The 16,288-nt window shown below is 33.2% G+C and carries 18 protein-coding genes; 10 read left to right on the forward strand and 8 right to left on the reverse strand.

Going from position 1 to position 16,288, the window contains the following annotated elements:
- Positions 1-153 precede the first annotated feature (153 nt).
- Positions 154-3,678 carry a chromosome segregation SMC family protein gene (locus NKOR_RS03360; protein ID WP_014962958.1) on the forward strand — a complete coding sequence of 1,175 codons (3,525 nt, stop codon included), beginning with the start codon at positions 154-156 and terminating at the stop codon, positions 3,676-3,678.
- On the opposite strand, the gene NKOR_RS03365 is transcribed toward NKOR_RS03360, so the two are convergent.
- Complete coding sequence (locus NKOR_RS03365) at positions 3,675-4,640, reverse strand: ABC transporter ATP-binding protein (RefSeq protein WP_014962959.1); 966 nt, start codon at positions 4,638-4,640, stop codon at positions 3,675-3,677. The genes NKOR_RS03360 and NKOR_RS03365 overlap by 4 nt on opposite strands.
- A gap of 95 nt (positions 4,641-4,735) precedes the next feature.
- On the opposite strand from NKOR_RS03365, the gene egtD reads away from it, so the two are divergent.
- On the forward strand, positions 4,736-5,758 hold the full coding sequence (gene egtD, locus NKOR_RS03370; protein ID WP_014962960.1) for an L-histidine N(alpha)-methyltransferase: 1,023 nt from the start codon (positions 4,736-4,738) through the stop codon (positions 5,756-5,758).
- On the opposite strand, the gene egtB is transcribed toward egtD, so the two are convergent.
- Complete coding sequence (gene egtB, locus NKOR_RS03375; protein ID WP_014962961.1) at positions 5,755-7,065, reverse strand: ergothioneine biosynthesis protein EgtB; 1,311 nt, start codon at positions 7,063-7,065, stop codon at positions 5,755-5,757. The genes egtD and egtB overlap by 4 nt on opposite strands.
- A 95-nt stretch (positions 7,066-7,160) precedes the next feature.
- Between egtB and NKOR_RS03380 the strand changes: the two genes are divergently transcribed.
- The gene (locus tag NKOR_RS03380; RefSeq protein ID WP_014962962.1) at positions 7,161-7,529 is read left to right on the forward strand and encodes a DUF6659 family protein; all 369 of its coding nucleotides are present in this window, start codon (positions 7,161-7,163) and stop codon (positions 7,527-7,529) included.
- On the opposite strand, the gene proS is transcribed toward NKOR_RS03380, so the two are convergent.
- Both proS and NKOR_RS03390 read right to left on the reverse strand, forming a co-directional pair.
- Positions 7,526-8,968: a proline--tRNA ligase gene (gene proS, locus NKOR_RS03385; protein WP_014962963.1), complete on the reverse strand. Its 1,443-nt coding sequence runs from the start codon at positions 8,966-8,968 to the stop codon at positions 7,526-7,528. The two genes, NKOR_RS03380 and proS, sit on opposite strands and share 4 nt — an antisense overlap.
- 67 nt (positions 8,969-9,035) lie before the next feature.
- Complete coding sequence (locus NKOR_RS03390; RefSeq protein WP_014962964.1) at positions 9,036-9,320, reverse strand: hypothetical protein; 285 nt, start codon at positions 9,318-9,320, stop codon at positions 9,036-9,038.
- A gap of 102 nt (positions 9,321-9,422) precedes the next feature.
- Between NKOR_RS03390 and serB the strand changes: the two genes are divergently transcribed.
- The 5 genes from serB (at position 9,423) to NKOR_RS03415 (ending at position 13,103) form a co-directional block, all read left to right on the forward strand.
- Positions 9,423-10,073 carry a phosphoserine phosphatase SerB gene (gene serB / locus NKOR_RS03395; RefSeq protein ID WP_026089957.1) on the forward strand — a complete coding sequence of 217 codons (651 nt, stop codon included), beginning with the start codon at positions 9,423-9,425 and terminating at the stop codon, positions 10,071-10,073.
- A gap of 34 nt (positions 10,074-10,107) precedes the next feature.
- Positions 10,108-10,833 (forward strand): coenzyme F420-0:L-glutamate ligase, encoded by a 726-nt coding sequence (gene cofE / locus NKOR_RS03400; RefSeq protein ID WP_014962966.1) that lies wholly within the window; start codon positions 10,108-10,110, stop codon positions 10,831-10,833.
- A 54-nt stretch (positions 10,834-10,887) separates the two neighbouring features.
- Positions 10,888-11,802: a PHP-associated domain-containing protein gene (locus NKOR_RS03405; RefSeq protein WP_014962967.1), complete on the forward strand. Its 915-nt coding sequence runs from the start codon at positions 10,888-10,890 to the stop codon at positions 11,800-11,802.
- 66 nt (positions 11,803-11,868) lie between these two features.
- Positions 11,869-12,105: a sulfurtransferase TusA family protein gene (locus NKOR_RS03410; RefSeq protein WP_014962968.1), complete on the forward strand. Its 237-nt coding sequence runs from the start codon at positions 11,869-11,871 to the stop codon at positions 12,103-12,105.
- Between the two features lie 8 nt (positions 12,106-12,113).
- Positions 12,114-13,103 carry a cysteine synthase family protein gene (locus NKOR_RS03415; protein ID WP_014962969.1) on the forward strand — a complete coding sequence of 330 codons (990 nt, stop codon included), beginning with the start codon at positions 12,114-12,116 and terminating at the stop codon, positions 13,101-13,103.
- 1 nt (position 13,104) lies between these two features.
- On the opposite strand, the gene NKOR_RS03420 is transcribed toward NKOR_RS03415, so the two are convergent.
- Genes NKOR_RS03420 through NKOR_RS03435 form a run of 4 tightly spaced genes read right to left on the reverse strand, consistent with a single transcriptional unit; the run spans position 13,105 to position 15,314 of the window.
- Positions 13,105-13,578: a hypothetical protein gene (locus NKOR_RS03420; RefSeq protein ID WP_014962970.1), complete on the reverse strand. Its 474-nt coding sequence runs from the start codon at positions 13,576-13,578 to the stop codon at positions 13,105-13,107.
- A gap of 32 nt (positions 13,579-13,610) precedes the next feature.
- The gene (locus tag NKOR_RS03425) at positions 13,611-13,820 is read right to left on the reverse strand and encodes a hypothetical protein (protein WP_014962971.1); all 210 of its coding nucleotides are present in this window, start codon (positions 13,818-13,820) and stop codon (positions 13,611-13,613) included.
- A 3-nt stretch (positions 13,821-13,823) separates the two neighbouring features.
- Positions 13,824-14,828, reverse strand: coding sequence for a thioredoxin-disulfide reductase (gene trxB, locus NKOR_RS03430; protein ID WP_014962972.1), 1,005 nt, complete (start codon positions 14,826-14,828; stop codon positions 13,824-13,826).
- Positions 14,829-14,876: 48 nt separating this feature from the next.
- Positions 14,877-15,314 (reverse strand): CBS domain-containing protein, encoded by a 438-nt coding sequence (locus tag NKOR_RS03435; RefSeq protein WP_014962973.1) that lies wholly within the window; start codon positions 15,312-15,314, stop codon positions 14,877-14,879.
- Between the two features lie 110 nt (positions 15,315-15,424).
- On the opposite strand from NKOR_RS03435, the gene NKOR_RS03440 reads away from it, so the two are divergent.
- Positions 15,425-15,856, forward strand: coding sequence for a universal stress protein (locus NKOR_RS03440; protein WP_014962974.1), 432 nt, complete (start codon positions 15,425-15,427; stop codon positions 15,854-15,856).
- The gene (locus NKOR_RS03445) at positions 15,853-16,287 is read left to right on the forward strand and encodes a universal stress protein (RefSeq protein ID WP_014962975.1); all 435 of its coding nucleotides are present in this window, start codon (positions 15,853-15,855) and stop codon (positions 16,285-16,287) included. The genes NKOR_RS03440 and NKOR_RS03445 overlap by 4 nt, the downstream gene beginning before the upstream one ends.
- The last annotated feature ends 1 nt before the right edge of the window (position 16,288 follow it).

Consider the following 16,288-nt stretch of genomic DNA (forward strand, 5'->3'; position numbering starts at 1 on the left):
CTTGGTAATTATAGGTAGGCACGAGAAGGTTATTGTAAAATATTTGTCTTTACCGTTACGAAAAATATCATACTAAAACAAGAAAAATTATGCAATAGTGTCAACTAAACTTGTTAAACATCGATTATCTCACCATTTGAGAGAATACTGCTATTGGTTCATGTAAAAAAAGTTGAGATCTTTGGTTTCAAGTCATTTGGTTTTAAGAATACCACTGTTCAGTTTGAACCTGGACTTGTATCGATTTCAGGCCCTAACGGTTCTGGTAAAAGTAACATTTTGGATGCCATCATTTTTGCAATGGGTGAAAATAAACCCAAAGTGATGAGAGTTGATAAATTAAGATCACTAATTCATGATATTGAAGGAAATAGACGTGGACCAAAAATGGCCCGATCTAGTGTTCACTTTGATAATTCTGATAGAAAAATTCCAGTTGATTCAGACACTGTTGAAATCACAAGAGAAATGGATGCCAATGGCGAAAACACATACTATTTGAATAAAAAGAAAACAAACCGAAGTCATATTCTCGATTTACTTGATATGGCAAATGCTGGATTGGGACAACTTAATGCTGTTCAGCAAGGAACTGTAACTAGAATTTCTGAATTTACCTCTGAAGAAAAAAGAAAGACCATTGAAGATTTGATTGGTCTGTCATATTTTGATGAAAAAAAGGCCGAATCAGTAAAACAACTTGATGAAGCAGACAGGAGATTGGAAATTGCTCTTGCAAAAATGGGCGAAATTAAGAAACGAATTGATGAACTTGAAGAGGAACGTAATCAGAAACTACGCCATGATATTCTTGAGCGCGAATTGAACAGGTATAAGGCAATAGCTGCTGCCAATAAACTAAAAGTCATTTCAAGTCAAAAGGATTCCAAAGAATCCACTTTGCACTCACTTACTTCTGAAATTACTACTTTTGATGAAGAAAGAAATGTTTTGAGAAATGAAATTGGAACTTTGGAAACTGAAAAATCAAAGTTGATGGCCGAGGCTAATGATTATACTCAAGCAAAATCTTCCCTTGACACAGAAATTGCCACTGCAATGGAGCAATATGAAATTGACAATAGTGCTATATCTGCATCAAAGAAAAGAATTGAACAAATTGATTCTAGAATTCCTGAAATACAAAAAGAACTTGAAGATATTAATGCTGCAAGAAGTGACATCGATACTCAAATTTTAAAAATTAAAGAATCAATTGAAGAAACAACTGCTAAGAAAAACAAAATTAATTCTGACTTGGAAATTGTTGACACTCAAAGAAATAAAATTTTAGATGAACAATCTCAGGCTGCAGCAAAAAAATCTGAGATTGATGAAAAAATTAGAACATTAACCACTCAATTAAATGATGCTAAACTAAAACTTTCTAAACTTCAACATGAAAAAGAGGATTCAAAAATAAAGATAGATGTAAACACTGCAAAGTTACAAGATCTTAAACACAGTATTGAGGAATTAACATCATCTAAATCTAAATTAGAATCAATGATTACAAATCATAATGCAGCAATTGTTGAATTAAAATCCAGAATCAAGAACTTACAACTGAAAAAATCTAAAATTATTTCTGATATGGATGAATGGGGAGAAATTCTAGAAAAGTCCAACAAAGCTGCAACACATTATGAATCAAAAATTAAAACTGTCAAAGGTTTCATGCATGAAGATTACACTGTTGCAAAATTAAAAGAAGATGCAGAAAAACTTGGTATTGATGGCTTAGTTTATGAAATGATTTCTTGGGACAAAGAATATGAACGACCAGTTTTAGCTGTGAGCTCTGATTGGATTAAAGCTATAGTTGTAAAAGACTTTGCAACACTTCTTGGAATTGCAGAATTTGCTAGATCCAAAAAATTACCCAAATTGAAAATAATCCCTTTGGATGCCATTCCTAAATTCAAACTAAAATTACCAAATGAGCCTGATGTGATAGGGGTTCTTGCAGATTTTGTTCACTGCAAACCTGCCTATTCTGAACTCAAAACATTCCTATTTGGCAATATTGTTCTCACAAAAACTAGAGAGTCTGCATATAACGTGTCTCAGTCCGGCTATAAGGCCGTCACTATGAATGGTGAGTATTTTGAAGCAAAAGGTGGAACTGTGGTTATTGATATTGATTCAAAAATCTCAAAACTCACAAAATTGATTTCAATGAGTAGTGATGTTGATGGTCTGTTCCAGTCAATTAATGCTGTAAAGAAATACTTGCTAATGAAAAAGAACTCTATCAAAAAGTTAGATGAGTCCATTCAGTCAAATTCAGACAGACTGTCAATTTCTGAACAAGCATTGACATCTGTAAATGAAAACTATTCCCACCTAAAACCTAGAATTGAGTCTGCATTGTCCATGAAAGAGCAACTTGCAAAAAGAATCTCTGATTTGACTTCCCGTGACAGTATCATTGAATCTGAAATTCTTACAAATGAATCTCACATTGAATCTTTACAAGAGCGTATTTCTATTGTTGAAGAAAACTATGCAAGTGGAGAACAAACACGTATTGCAAATGAACTATCTAGAATTAATATAAAGAAAGCAGAAATTGAAAAATTATACACTACTATTACAAATGAATACCGTGACAAATCTTCACAACTAACAACTTTAGAAACTCAAGATAATCGTGAAAAATCTCAATCTAATCGACTTAATGATGAAGAACGCTCTTTGAACTCTGAAAAAGAAGAATTGCAAACAAAAATACATGAATTAGAAAAACAAAAAGAATCTAAAAATGAAATTCTTGTTAAATTAAGACAAAAAGAACAAGAGCTCATTGAGACATCCGGTTCATCCATTGGTCAACTCAAAGAGTTTGATGATAAACTAAAAGTGCTATCTGAAAAAGATAGGGAGTTGACTAAACAGATTAACACCTTGGAAAGACAATCTGATTCTTTGAATAGGGATTTGCATGATTTGGTTGAAAACGAGGTTAAATTACAACAAATTCTTTCTGCATTTGGCTTTGATAAAGACATGGAAACCTTTGATGTGGAATCAATTGTTCAAGGTTTATCTGCAGAATTGGCATCACTAAACGCGTTAAATGCAAAAGCACCTGAAACCTATCTTGAAGTATCTTATGGTTATCGTTCAATGTCTACTAGAAAGAATTCCCTTGAAGAAGAAAGGAACTCTATTGTCAAGTTTATTGAAGATATTGAAAAAGATAAACGACAAACGTTCTTGGATGCCTTTGATAAAGTCGATAAAGAAATCAAATTAATTTTCAATAAGATGACTGGTGGTAATGCTTGGTTAGAACTGCAAAATGAAGACGATATCTTCAACTCTGGAATTTCTTACTTGATTCAATTTCTAAATAAACCAAAAAGAGAATCTACATCCATTAGTGGTGGTGAGAAAACATTGGCTGCAATTGTGTTTGTGCTTGCTCTACAAAAATTAAAACCATCTCCATTCTATTTGTTTGATGAGGTTGATGCTCATCTTGATGCGCCAAACTCTGAAAGATTGTCTAATATTTTGGAGGAACGATCAAAAGAAAGCCAATTCATCATGGTTTCTCTAAAAGATTCAGTTGTACAAAAAGCAAAATTGATCTATGGTGTGTTTCCAAAAAATGGTGTATCACACGTTGTTACTTACAAAGATAAGCGTATGCCTTCAGTTAGAAATTCTTAATCTATTTTGACATGACAAGCTGAATAATGTCCATTATCAATTAGTTCTAGGTCCGGCTCTACTTTGCATTTTTCTATGATGTATGGACATCGATTTCTAAATCTACATCCCTGAAGAATGTCTATGTTTGATGGCTCATTTATCCTGATTTTCTTTTCTCTGTGTAGGTTGTCAGGGTTTGGCTCAGATATTGCATCAATTAGTGCCTGTGTGTATGGGTGCTTTGGACTAAGTAAAACCTCGTCAATTGGTCCCATCTCTACAATCTTTCCTAAATACAAAATTCCTATCCTTTGACCAAAATACCTAGCTGTTGCCAAGTCATGTGTGATATAGATAAATGAAATACTGTACTTTTTTTGTAACTCGTGCATTAGTTCAAGCATTTCTGCTCTGATTGAGACATCTAACATGGAAACTGGCTCATCTGCTAAAATGATTTTTGGTTTTAATGATAATGCTCTGGCCAGAACAACTCTTTGCCTCTGACCTCCTGATAGCATATGGGGGTATTTTCTGATGATATCTTCTGCGGGTTCTAGTTTTACCTCTTGCAAGACTTCGATTACTCTTTTCTTTCTTTCATCTTTATTCCCGACATTGTGTATTTCTAGGGGCTCTGAAACAATGTCCCCAATTTTCATTCTTGGGTTGATGGAATCATACGGGTCTTGATGTATCATTTGACAGCCCATTCTGATTTTTTGCAAATTTTCAGGTTGGTTGTCTATCTCTTTATTTTCAAAAAATATTTTTCCAGAATCTGGTTCTATTGATCTTAAAATCAGTTTTGCAATAGTTGATTTTCCTGAACCTGACTCTCCTGCTAAAACAAAGACTTCTCCTCTTTCTACAGAAAAAGAAATATCATCTGTTGCTCTTACTGTGTCTGATTGTTTTCCAAACATTCCTTTCTTGATGAAATATTTTTTCAAATGTTCTATTCTGAGAATCTCACTCAACAAATACTGTTGAATTTAGAAGTATATCAAGAGATATAGTTATGCGTAAAAAATTGGCTTAAAGCTTTTAAGTCCATTAAATGAGATTTTAATACTTGAGTAATCCGGTACAGAAAAACAAAGAATACAAAAAATTTATTGTTGATTCTAGATTACAATATTTCAAACCTCATGCAACCAGAATTGAAAAAACATTTGCTGAAGAAATATCTTCAAGCTTGGGCAGGAACCTGAAATCCATTCCTCCAAAATTCTTTTATGACAAAAAAGGCTCTGACTTGTTTGAAAAAATTTGCTCTGTTTTGGAGTATTACCCCACTAGAACTGAAATTTCTATTTTACAAAAATTAAAAACAGAACTGTCATTATTTTTAGATGGTGATTTTAGACTAGTTGAATTAGGAAGTGGTTCATCAACAAAGACCCGGTTGCTTTTGGATTTTTTGACTGCTTCTCAAAAAACCACTGAATATTTTCCAATAGATATATCTGAAATTCTTGCAGAAAGTTCTGAAGAACTTCTAAATGATTACAAAAATCTTAGCATTACTGGAATAATTGATACATATGAAGGTGGATTAGAATTTTTAAAAACATACGATGATAAAAAAAATCTTATAATTTTTCTAGGTTCAAGCTTTGGCAATTTTTCTCCTGTTGATGGATACAAGTTTTTGGAGAAAATTTTCTCCACTATGAAACCTGGTGATTTGTTTTTGATTGGTCTTGATCTTGTAAAGGATACATCTATTCTTGAATCTGCATATAATGATTCCAAAGGTATTACTGCAAAATTTAATCTCAATGTATTGTCTAGAATCAATGATGAACTTGATGCAGACTTTAACCTCGAAAATTTCTCCCATTATGCTGTCTACAATGAAAAGGATCAGCGAATTGAAATGTATTTGAAATCTTTAACTGAACAATCAGTTATTATTTCAAAATCTGACCTAGAATTAAAATTACAAAAAGACGAACTCATTCATACAGAATATTCTCACAAGTATCGTTTATCTCAAATACATGATCTGCTTGATGATGTGGGATTTGAATTGAAACATACTTGGCTTGATGACAAAAAATACTTCTCATTGACCTTGGTATCTAAAAACTAGACATCTTCAGCACATCTAAAACCTGAAAATAACCATCTCTCGTCTAATCTGAAAAAGTTTCTGTAACTTCCACGAATTGACATTTTTGGAGTTCCAAAAGAGCCTCCTCTCAAAACTTTTTGATTCGTAAACCATTTGTCATTGTATTCATCAAACCCTGTTTTGAATCCTGGATACCCTGTAAATTCTGATGATGTCCATTCCCACACATCTCCAATCATTTGTTGACATCCTGAAGGACTTGCTCCATTTGGGTATGTTCCAATTTCAGTACATCCCCAATGATATGATTCAAGAAGATTGCATCTATCCTTTGATGGTTGTTCATTTCCCCATGGAAAAATTGTTTTTTCTTGTTTGTCTTCGTTCCAACATGCTGCTTTTTCCCATTCATCTTCAGTTGGTAGTCTTTTTCCTGCCCATTTACAATATGCATCTGCTTCATAGAAACTAACATGACAAACTGGTTCATTTGGATTAATTTCTCTAATGCCTAAAAAATCCCTAACATTCCATTTACCATCAATTTTTTCCCAATACATTGGTGCCTTCCATTTGTTTTCTTTTACTTTTTCCCATCCGTCTGATAACCAGTATTTGTATGTCTCATATCCACCATCTTCGATGAATTGTAAATATTGTTGATTGGTAATTGGAAAAACATCAATTTTGTAATCATTAAGGTAAATTTTATGTTCTGGAAGTTCAATGTCGTAACAGAATTCTTTTCCGTTAAATCCCATTGTATATAGTCCGCCTTTTACATGAACAGTTTTCTTTGCAACCTCGTTTTGTTTTTCAATTTTGTTTTTTTGTACTGGCCTATATTGTTCTGCAAGAAGATGTTGTAAATCATACACCAATAATTCTTGATGTTGACATTCGTGGTGAAATCCCATTGTAATTAATCTGATTGCATCATCACTCAAAGATTGGGTTTCGATAAATTTTTCTACTCTTTGATTGATCATGTTAAAGTATTGGAAAATTTGATCAACTGTTGGTCTGGATATGACTCCTCGTAATCCTTTGTCATGTGGAACTCCAAACTGTTGGTAGTATGAATTCAAATATTCTGAAAATTCTTTTGAATAAAATTCATAATTCTTATCTAATTTACTCATAATTGCTTCATAAATCCAACTAACATGTCCTACGTGCCATTTGGGTGGACTCATGAAAAACGCAGTTTGTACCACAAAATCGTCTTTTTCTAAGGTTTTCACTAACTCTAGAGTTCTTTTTCTTGTTTCTCTAAATTGTTCTAACAATGGTCTCTTTTCTTCCAATTGTGGGTTACTGGTCATATTGCTAATCAGTTTTTTCTATTATTATATTTGACCATGTTTTCATTGTTGAAAATTTGAAAATTCTTTTTATCTTTATTTTCTTATCAAAATGTATGTCTGATGATTCTTTAGCTTCAAAATGTGAACTTTTACTCAAAGAACCAGAAATTCGTTTTGCAGGATTTTTAGATATGATGGGAAATTTGATTGTAGGTTCATTTCGAGATAATGTAAAACCATTAAAAAATGAAGAAGAACGTAAAAAAATGTTCATAGAGGCTGTATTAAGAATTAGAACTAGACAGGATTTTGATAATAATCTTGGACCTGTATCTTATGCTGCTGCACGCAGAAAGAACATTGTTACATTTACGTTTCCATTAGATGATGTAGTCTTGTTTGTATCTACAGAATCTAATGTGGATATTGACAAGACTGCATACAAAATAATGGATTTGTGTTCTATTAAAAATAATTCTTAATACCCTCTAGCAAAAATTGGAACTGACTCACTTTGTCCTCCACAATACATGCATTTTAGGCCTGTATTTTCACTACCAAATGGAATAACTCGTATGTCTGCACCTGTTTCTTCTTTGATCTTTTCTTCACACTCTAATTTTCCACACCATGGAGCGTTGAAGAATCCTCCCTCCTCAATTTTTGATTTAAACTCTGTATAATCTGAAATATCTTTAGTATTTTCATTTGATTGAATTCGAGCATTTTCTAGCATGTTTTTTTGTATTTCATCTAAAATCAAATCAACATTTTCTATTTCACTAAAGTCTAAATTTGATTTTTCACGATTGTATCTTTTTGCAATTACAATGCTCTGCTTTTCAATATCTTTTGGTCCAATTTCTATACGTAAAGGCACCCCTTTCATCTCCCAATCGTTGAATTTGTATCCTGGAGATAATCCTTGCCTGTCATCTACTTGAACTCTGACATCTTTTGACTCTAATTTTTCTTGAATTTCTTTTACTTTTGGCAATACTTTGTCTCTGCCTTCATCATTTTTGTAAATTGGAACAATTACTACTTGTGTTGGGGCAACTTTGGGCGGTAAAACAAGACCTTGATCATCTCCATGAGCCATAATCATTGCACCGATTAATCTCCATGAAACTCCCCATGAAGTTTGCCATGCAAAATGCTCTACATTGTCTTTATCTGCAAATTTCACTTCAAATGGTTTTGAAAAATTTTGTCCTAGGAAATGTGATGTGCCCATTTGGAGAGCTTTGCCATCAGGCATTATGGACTCCATTGTTGTTGTATATACTGCTCCTACAAATTTTTCTTTTTCACTTTTCTTTCCAGTTGTAACTGGAATTGCTAATTCTTCCTCAACAGTATTTTTGTAAATATCTAAAATTTTCATTACCTCTTCCTCCGCTTCTTCTTGTGTTGCATGTACGGTATGCCCTTCTTGCCACAGAAATTCTGATGTTCTCAGAAATGGTTTTGTTGCTTTGATCTCTGCACGTAAAGCCGTATTCCAAAAATTAATTTTTAATGGTAGATCTCTCCAACTCTGAATCCATTTAGAGTATAATGTGTATGCCAATGTTTCAGATGTTGGTCTTAATGCTAATCTATCTCCAATCTCGTTTGTTCCTGAATGTGTTACCCAAAAAACCTCTGGGTTAAAACCTGCAAAATGCTTTTGCTCTTTTCCTAACAACGATTCTGGGATTAACACTGGAAGAAACCCATTTCTTATTCCGTTTTTTGCAAATTTCTTATCAAATGTGTTTTTTAATGATTCCCAAATTGAATAACCGTCTGGTCTGAGTACGATTAATCCTTTAACTGGTGCGTAATCTGCCAATTTAGCTTTTAACACGACTTGGGTATACCATTCGCTAAAGTCATCTTTTTTTGAAACTGTAATCCCTACGTCTTCTTTACTCAAACTAAAATTCCAAGAATAAATTAACTAATGAGCCTTTCGTGAATATTGGACTAACTTTTCTTTAGTGTTAAAGGGGGTCCCCTTTGCATAGTACTTTGCCTGTAACTCTACTTTGGAAGTTTGGACATACAAAGCATTGAATAAAATGAATGTCGTCCTTTAGAACTGGACAAGCAACAAATTCTTGTTTCATTCTTTTGAGCATTTTTGGACTGACGCCTTTTAACTTCAATTTTCCTTTATCGTCCATCATACCTGATGTTTTTAACTCAGCTTTGACGTTATCTGGTAGTTTTTGTCGTCCTTCTCTTTCTTGAATTTCTACTTCAAATTTGTGTTCTAATTCATCCATAACTATCCACATTACTCCGGTGATTTATTACTAGCGCTTTTTGGATCTCAAAAAAGTTTAAACTTTAATATAATTAGCAAATTTTTGCAAAACAGAAATCAATTGTTAGTAATTTTTGATGTGGAGGGAGTTTTGTATGATGAAGAATATCTGCCAATTCTTGCAGAAAAGATCAATAAGCAAGATGAGATTTGGGCAATTACCAAACAAGGAATTCAAGGTAAAATTAACTGGGAAGAAGGACTTCGAACTCGTGTTGCTGCACTAAAAGGGTTAGATCAAAAAACATGTCAAGAAGTTTCAGATGCTTTGCCTATCATGACTGGTGCAAAAGAAGCATGTAGAGCATTGAAGGCGGCAGGTTGGAAACTGATGGCTGTATCTGGAGGATTTACCTTGATGATGGAAAGATTACAAAAAGAATTGAACTTGGATTATGTTTATTCTAATGAACTGATTTTCAAAGATGGTAAACTTGACGGTGTAAAAATTAATGTTGATTCTGATAAATCAAAATCTGCAAAAATAAAAATTGAAGAATGGGGTGAAAAGAAGGAAGATATTGTCTGTGTGGTTGATGGCGCAAATGATGTCAAATTATTTGATATCTGTGGGCTGGGAATTGCATATAGAGCACAGGACATAGTTAAAGATTTAGCAACTACAACTCTAGAAGAAAAAGATCTTTCAAAAATATTGGATATTATCAACAAACATTACAAGTTAGAATTAGAAGTTCCAACACCTGCATAAACAATTTTTTAGTCCATAAACTCAGACATTGTACTTGGAAATTATTCCCATAACTATTGAAAAAGAAATTGATACTTCTGATGATCTTTCACAATTAATTCTCTCTTCAAATGAAATTCAAGATGGTGATATTCTAATAATTGCCCAAAAAATAATTTCAAAACAAGAAGGACGTTTAGTTGATTTATCTACTGTAAAACCCTCCTTGCTTTCTGAAGGGATTAGTTCTCAATATCAAAAGGATCCCCGAATAACTGAATTAATTTTGTCTGAATCAAAACGAATCATTAGAATGAAAAATGGAATTTTAATTGTTGAAACAAATGATGGTGTAATTTGTGCTAATGCAGGCATTGACGAAAGTAATGTTAAAGAAGGCTTTGCAACATTGTTGCCGGTAAATTCTGATAAATCTGCAAGTATTATACGTAAAAGAATTTTTGAGCAAACAAAAAAAGATGTTGCAGTAATAATCTCCGACACATTTGGCCGTCCGTTTAGAATGGGGCAAACTAATTGCGCTATAGGGATTTCTGGAATGTCTCCTATAATTGATTATGAAGGAACTAAAGATACTTTTGGAAAAACTTTACGTGTTACTGCAATTGCAATTGCAGATGAACTTTCATCTGCATCTGAACTAGTCATGGGTAAAACATTGCAAAATCCTGTGGCGATAGTTCGTGGTTACTCCTTCCAAAAATCTAATTGCGGGATAACTGAATTAATTCGTCCTGAACATGAAGATCTTTTTCGATAAACTATAATTGATTTCAATAAGATTATTACCTAAAGATGAAAAATTTCATTTGATATGCCAATAAACGTTGAATTACATTGTCATAATTCTTTTTCAAATTTTCACGTAGGTGATGATGAACCTCCCTATGATTGTGATATTTCAATTAGGGATCAACTTGAGCGATCATACAATTTAGGATTAGATGCAATTTTTGTTACAAATCACAACACATTGGATGGTTATCATCAATTACTGGAATACAAAAATGATCACTCAAAATTTAAAAATATAGATGTTTTTCCCGCTGAAGAAATTACTACTGATACTGGAGCACATGTCTTAGCTTATGGAATACATGATGCAATATCTCCTGGGTTGTCTCTTGAAGAAGTTATAGATGAGGTTAGAAAACAAAGTGGTGTTTCATCTGCCCCTCACCCATTTAGTTTACTTGATGCATTGCGTGACGGTGCTAAAAAATGTGATATGGTTGAAGTTTTTAATAGCAATAACGTTGATATTTTGTCTAATGCTCGTGCAACTGAGTTTGCTCTAGACAATAACATGATACAAGTTGCTGGAAGTGACTCTCATGTTTTGTCGACTCTGGGCAGATGTGTAAATGTAATTGATTCAGAAAACAACCTTGATGATATTTTATTTTCAATGAAACATGGGAAAATCAAAATTTCGCAAACCGGCTATGCACATCAGACTGAAACTCTTGATCACCTGCGATACAAAATTAATAATTCGAAAGAATATTTGATTGATTATATCTCTGAACACTATCCTAACGCAAAATGGCTTTTGACATTGTTATTGAGAATTTATGATTCCAATCAAAATAGTCACATGTGGTCTCTTTTTTACAAAATTGCAATTTATTTGATGAAGAGAATTTCACAAAAAATCAATTTCCAAAATCAGGATCCAAGTTTCATGAAAGACCGAAATCTTGCAACCATGTTCAAAATGGCATTGTAATCCAAATTGAATCTGAAAAACTCAAATAGCTTTTAATATGACAAAACGCCATTTTTTAATTATAATATGTCAGAATCAACAGAAAAAAAATTAGATGCAACAGGATTATTCTGCCCAGAACCTGTATTTAGAACAAAAATTGAAATTGAAAGAATGCAAGTAGGTGAAACATTAACTGTTTCTGCAGATGATCCTGCTGCTGAAGATGATATCTCTAGATGGGTGACAAGAAATGGTCATGAGTTATTAGATATGTCAAAAAATGGCGATGTAATTACATTTCAAATTAAAAAGGTGAAATAACCAAAATCATGACGACTGTAACTGATACAGATGTTTTGAATCGTGTTGGTAATACTCCTTTGGTACCGTTGACTTTGTCTCATGATAACGTAGAATATTCTGCAAAATTAGAAGGTCACAATCCATTTGGTTCAGTTAAAGATAGAGCTGCTTATTGGATGATAAAAGACGGTGAGGAAAGAGGCATCTTAACAAAAGGCAAGAGCATTATCATCGAACCTACTTCTGGAAATACTGGAATTGCATTAACTGGTATTGCAAATCTGTTAGGATACAAAGTTGAGATAGTAATTCCTGAAAAAGCAAGCAATGAAACTAAAGATATTATTCGAAATTTAGGTGCTAAGGTATTTGAAACAAGTGATGATTTGTGCCCTAAAGTTGGCGCAGGAACTGATCAAAGCATTGCACTTGCAACCTCTATTGCATCATCAAGACCTGATACATATTATTCTCCAAACCAATACGCAAATGAAGCAAATTTCAAAGGACACTATATTGGAACAGGGCCTGAAATCTGGAAGCAAACTGATGGTAAGATAACTCATTTCTTTACTGGTGTTGGTACTGGTGGAACAATTACTGGAATTGGTGCATTTCTTAAAGAAAAAAATCCAAATGTGAAAATTATTGGATGCCAACCTCAACAAAACCATCTGATTCAAGGGTGGAGAAATTTTGAGGAATCTGCAAAGCCTGACTTGTTTTTGAAACGAGAAAACGTTGTTGATGATTGGGTTTCTGTTGATAATGATGAAGCATTCTCTGTGGTGAAAGAAGTTTTTGAAAAAGATCAACTGTTGATTAGCCCTTCTTCAGCAGCAGTGTATGCATGTATGAAAAAATATCCTATTGAAGGGGATGCATGTGTAGTTGGAATTTTTGCTGATGATGGAAGAAAATTCAAGAGTGTATATGCTAAACAACATGTACTTTCTGAAGAAGAATTTGAAAATTATCTTAAAGATGCAAAATACATGTCAGAATTGGCCTACTGATTTACTCTAAAATAGATTTCAAGTGTTTTTCGTAAAAATTTCTAAAAAATGAATTCATGTCTCTTTCATGGTGTAGGCATTTGTTGCTTTGTTCTGTGATGTCATTTTTTATTTTTCTACTCCACTGACTTTGTTGTTTATCTTTGGAATCAATAATGGATGGATTGTCTTCAATCTGTTTCATTATTTCTATTAATGATGATGCTAACTGTCGAAATTTGCTTATTTGTAAAAGGAATCTTTCAGATTCTTCTTTGTTAATGATTTTCATCAAAGAAAATACTTGATTATAATATTCTAAGCCTTTTTCATTGTATTTTTCAAAATTCTCAATTCTTTTTTGCCAATATTCTTTTGATTTTTTATTCTCTACTTTGTAACTGAACTGAATTTTAGTTAATTCCTTGCCTAATTTTGCTAGTTTATCACTATGTTCTTTCACTGTTATTTTGTTATTCTCTGAGTCTTTGCTCATGTAAATTCGTGAGTCTTATTCCAATAAAGAGTTTAGACTTGTGATTTCTTCCATGAGTCAAGTGATTTTTTAGAATATTCTAACAAGCATTTCTCACAAAATGAATCCCACTCCCCAATTTCCATTTTCTTGAAATATTTCAGTGACCACTTGTATGGTGGCTCTTCTCTATATTGAAATTGTTGAATTGTAAAGATCTCTTTTTCTAAAAATTTGTTTAGACATTTTTTTGCATTGTGCATTTTTCATTCTTGTTTATCTGCACTTTCTGTTAGATATTTGTCTACATCAATTGCTGCCATACAGCCAAATCCTGCTGCAGTGATTGCTTGCCTATAATTTCTATCATGTACGTCTCCTGCTGCAAAAACTCCCTCCACATTTGTGTAGGTTTTGTTTTTTAGAATCACGTACCCTTCATCATCCAAGTCAATCTGATTTTTGAACAATTTTGTATTTGGTTCGTGTCCAATTGCAACAAAGAGGCCTCCAGCATCTAGTGTTGACTCTTCATTTGTTTTGAGATTTTTCAAAACTGCTTGTTGCATCTTTTGATCCCCTTTGATGTCTATTACTGCAGAATCCCAATGAAATTTTATTTTTTCATTGTTGAATGCTCTTTCTTGCATTACTTTGCTTGCCCGTAACTCATCTCGTCTATGGACTAGGTGAACTGTGGTTGCAAATTTTGTAAGAAATGTTGCTTCTTCAATGGCAGAGTCTCCTCCCCCCACCACAACTAATTCTTGATTTCTAAAGAAAGGTCCGTCACATGTGGCACAATATGATACTCCTTTGCCTCCAAATGTTTCTTCACCTTCTAATCCTAATTTTCTTGGATTTGCTCCTGTTGCAATAATAACTGCACGACCTTCATATTCTTCTGACGCTGTCAAAACTTTGAGTGGTTTTCTTCTAAAATCAACATCTACAGCTTCATCATCTATTATCGTAGTCCCCATTCTTTGAGATTGTTTTCTCATCTCAATCATCAAATCTGGCCCCATGATGCCTTTTTCAAATCCTGGGTAATTTTCAACCTCTGTCGTGTTAACTAATTGCCCTCCGGGCAATATTCCTGATAGAATTAATGTATCATAACCTGCTCTGGAACAATAAATTCCTGCAGTGTACCCTGATGGTCCAGCACCTATGATGATTACGTCAAATTTTGTTTTCTTTTTGTCTGGCATCTTTGGATTGTCGTCATTTGTTTCAAGTACAGTTGCACCTGCATCTGCTGCCATCATGATAACTCATCTTTAATTTCAATAATTTAAGTCAATATCTTTTTTCAGTCAATCATCTTTCATTCTCATTAGAATTTGATCACAAATCTTACGCATTTGAGAATCGGAACCTACACTGGAAATTCTGACAATATCTGTAGTCGTAATCACTCCTACAATTTGCTCATCTTCTTTTACTGGGAGTTTGTGAATTAAATTTTCTTTCATCATTTCTGAGGCTTCCCAAATTGTTTCATCAGGACTAATTGTGATTAGTGGTGATGACATCACTTCTCCAATTTCTGTAAATAGTGGTCTTCCTTCTGCAGCAACTTTTGTGACAAAATCCCTCTCCGTAATGATTCCAATTGGTTTTGAATTATCTGTAACGATTACACAACCTACATTCAATTTATTCATCTCTTGTGCTGCGTCTTGTAATGATGTTGATTTTTCTGCTGTGAGAACATTTTTGTTCATTACTTGGTTGACAAATGTATTGTCCATAATCTATTGATGTGTTCTAACTATATCTTATAAATTCTAAATTATCATGCCTGAAAATCATGTCAGATAATCATTAAACCCTTTTAATGATCATTTATTTAATTTCAAATATGGTAATTAAGACAAAAAAGATTTTGGTACCGCTGGATGGTTCAAAGAACTCTCTGCGTGGCTTGGACATGGCTATCCACATAGCTAGACAATCTCAAGGAGTAATTGTTGCCTTGACTATAAAGTCTGTACCTGGAATTTACGCTATTCATCCATTAGGATTCTTAGATTTTAATTCTTCAAAAGAAATGAAAAAAATTCTTGACAGTGCAAAATTAAGAGCTGCAAAAAAGGGAATTAAATTAATTCCAAAAGCCCTATCTGGAGATCCAGGATATGATGTTGCACGATTTGCAAATAACAAGAAAAACGGAATTGATTTGGTTGTAATTGGTGCTCGTGGAAGAAGTTCTGCAAAAGAGCTTTTCTTAGGAAGCGTTTCAAACTACGTATTGCACAAGTCAAAAAAACCAGTACTTGTTGTGAAATGACAAAAAGCATTTCTAACTTTAAAACAATTCTTGTACCATTAGATGGTTCAAAATATTCTGAGAAGGCACTACAACGTGCATGTGAATTAGTTGATGCATTTGATTCTAAGATAATTTTGGTTTATGTTGTTGAAAAATCAATTCCTATCAATCTTTTGGATCGTAAAGAATACTTGACCATTGTTAGAAAATTTGGAAAAAAAACTCTTGAACGTGCAACTAAAACACTTTCAAAAAAAGGAATAACTGCAAAACCTCTTCTAAAAGAAGGAAATATTGTTTCTGAAATTGAAAAAATTGTAAAAAACGAAAAATGTGATTTAATTGTAGTTGGCAACAAAGGTCTTGGTGCCCTCACAAGATTTCTTCTTGGTAGCGTTTCAAACAAACTTGCTCAACACTCTCCTTGTTCTTTGTTAATTGTAAAATAGA

Origin of the sequence: Candidatus Nitrosopumilus koreensis AR1, from assembly GCF_000299365.1 — an archaeon.
Classification (GTDB): domain Archaea; phylum Thermoproteota; class Nitrososphaeria; order Nitrososphaerales; family Nitrosopumilaceae; genus Nitrosopumilus; species Nitrosopumilus koreensis.

Bases quoted from the DNA above. Each gene is read 5' to 3' on its own strand.
- egtB (WP_014962961.1), bottom strand. From the start codon at position 7,065: ATGACCAGTAACCCACAATTGGAAGAAAAGAGACCATTGTTAGAACAA.
- NKOR_RS03380 (WP_014962962.1), top strand. From the start codon at position 7,161: ATGTCTGATGATTCTTTAGCTTCAAAATGTGAACTTTTACTCAAAGAA.
- NKOR_RS03390 (WP_014962964.1), bottom strand. From the start codon at position 9,320: ATGGATGAATTAGAACACAAATTTGAAGTAGAAATTCAAGAAAGAGAA.
- NKOR_RS03405 (WP_014962967.1), top strand. From the start codon at position 10,888: ATGCCAATAAACGTTGAATTACATTGTCATAATTCTTTTTCAAATTTT.
- NKOR_RS03410 (WP_014962968.1), top strand. From the start codon at position 11,869: ATGTCAGAATCAACAGAAAAAAAATTAGATGCAACAGGATTATTCTGC.
- NKOR_RS03415 (WP_014962969.1), top strand. From the start codon at position 12,114: ATGACGACTGTAACTGATACAGATGTTTTGAATCGTGTTGGTAATACT.
- NKOR_RS03420 (WP_014962970.1), bottom strand. From the start codon at position 13,578: ATGAGCAAAGACTCAGAGAATAACAAAATAACAGTGAAAGAACATAGT.
- NKOR_RS03425 (WP_014962971.1), bottom strand. From the start codon at position 13,820: ATGCACAATGCAAAAAAATGTCTAAACAAATTTTTAGAAAAAGAGATC.
- trxB (WP_014962972.1), bottom strand. From the start codon at position 14,828: ATGATGGCAGCAGATGCAGGTGCAACTGTACTTGAAACAAATGACGAC.
- NKOR_RS03435 (WP_014962973.1), bottom strand. From the start codon at position 15,314: ATGGACAATACATTTGTCAACCAAGTAATGAACAAAAATGTTCTCACA.
- NKOR_RS03440 (WP_014962974.1), top strand. From the start codon at position 15,425: ATGGTAATTAAGACAAAAAAGATTTTGGTACCGCTGGATGGTTCAAAG.
- NKOR_RS03445 (WP_014962975.1), top strand. From the start codon at position 15,853: ATGACAAAAAGCATTTCTAACTTTAAAACAATTCTTGTACCATTAGAT.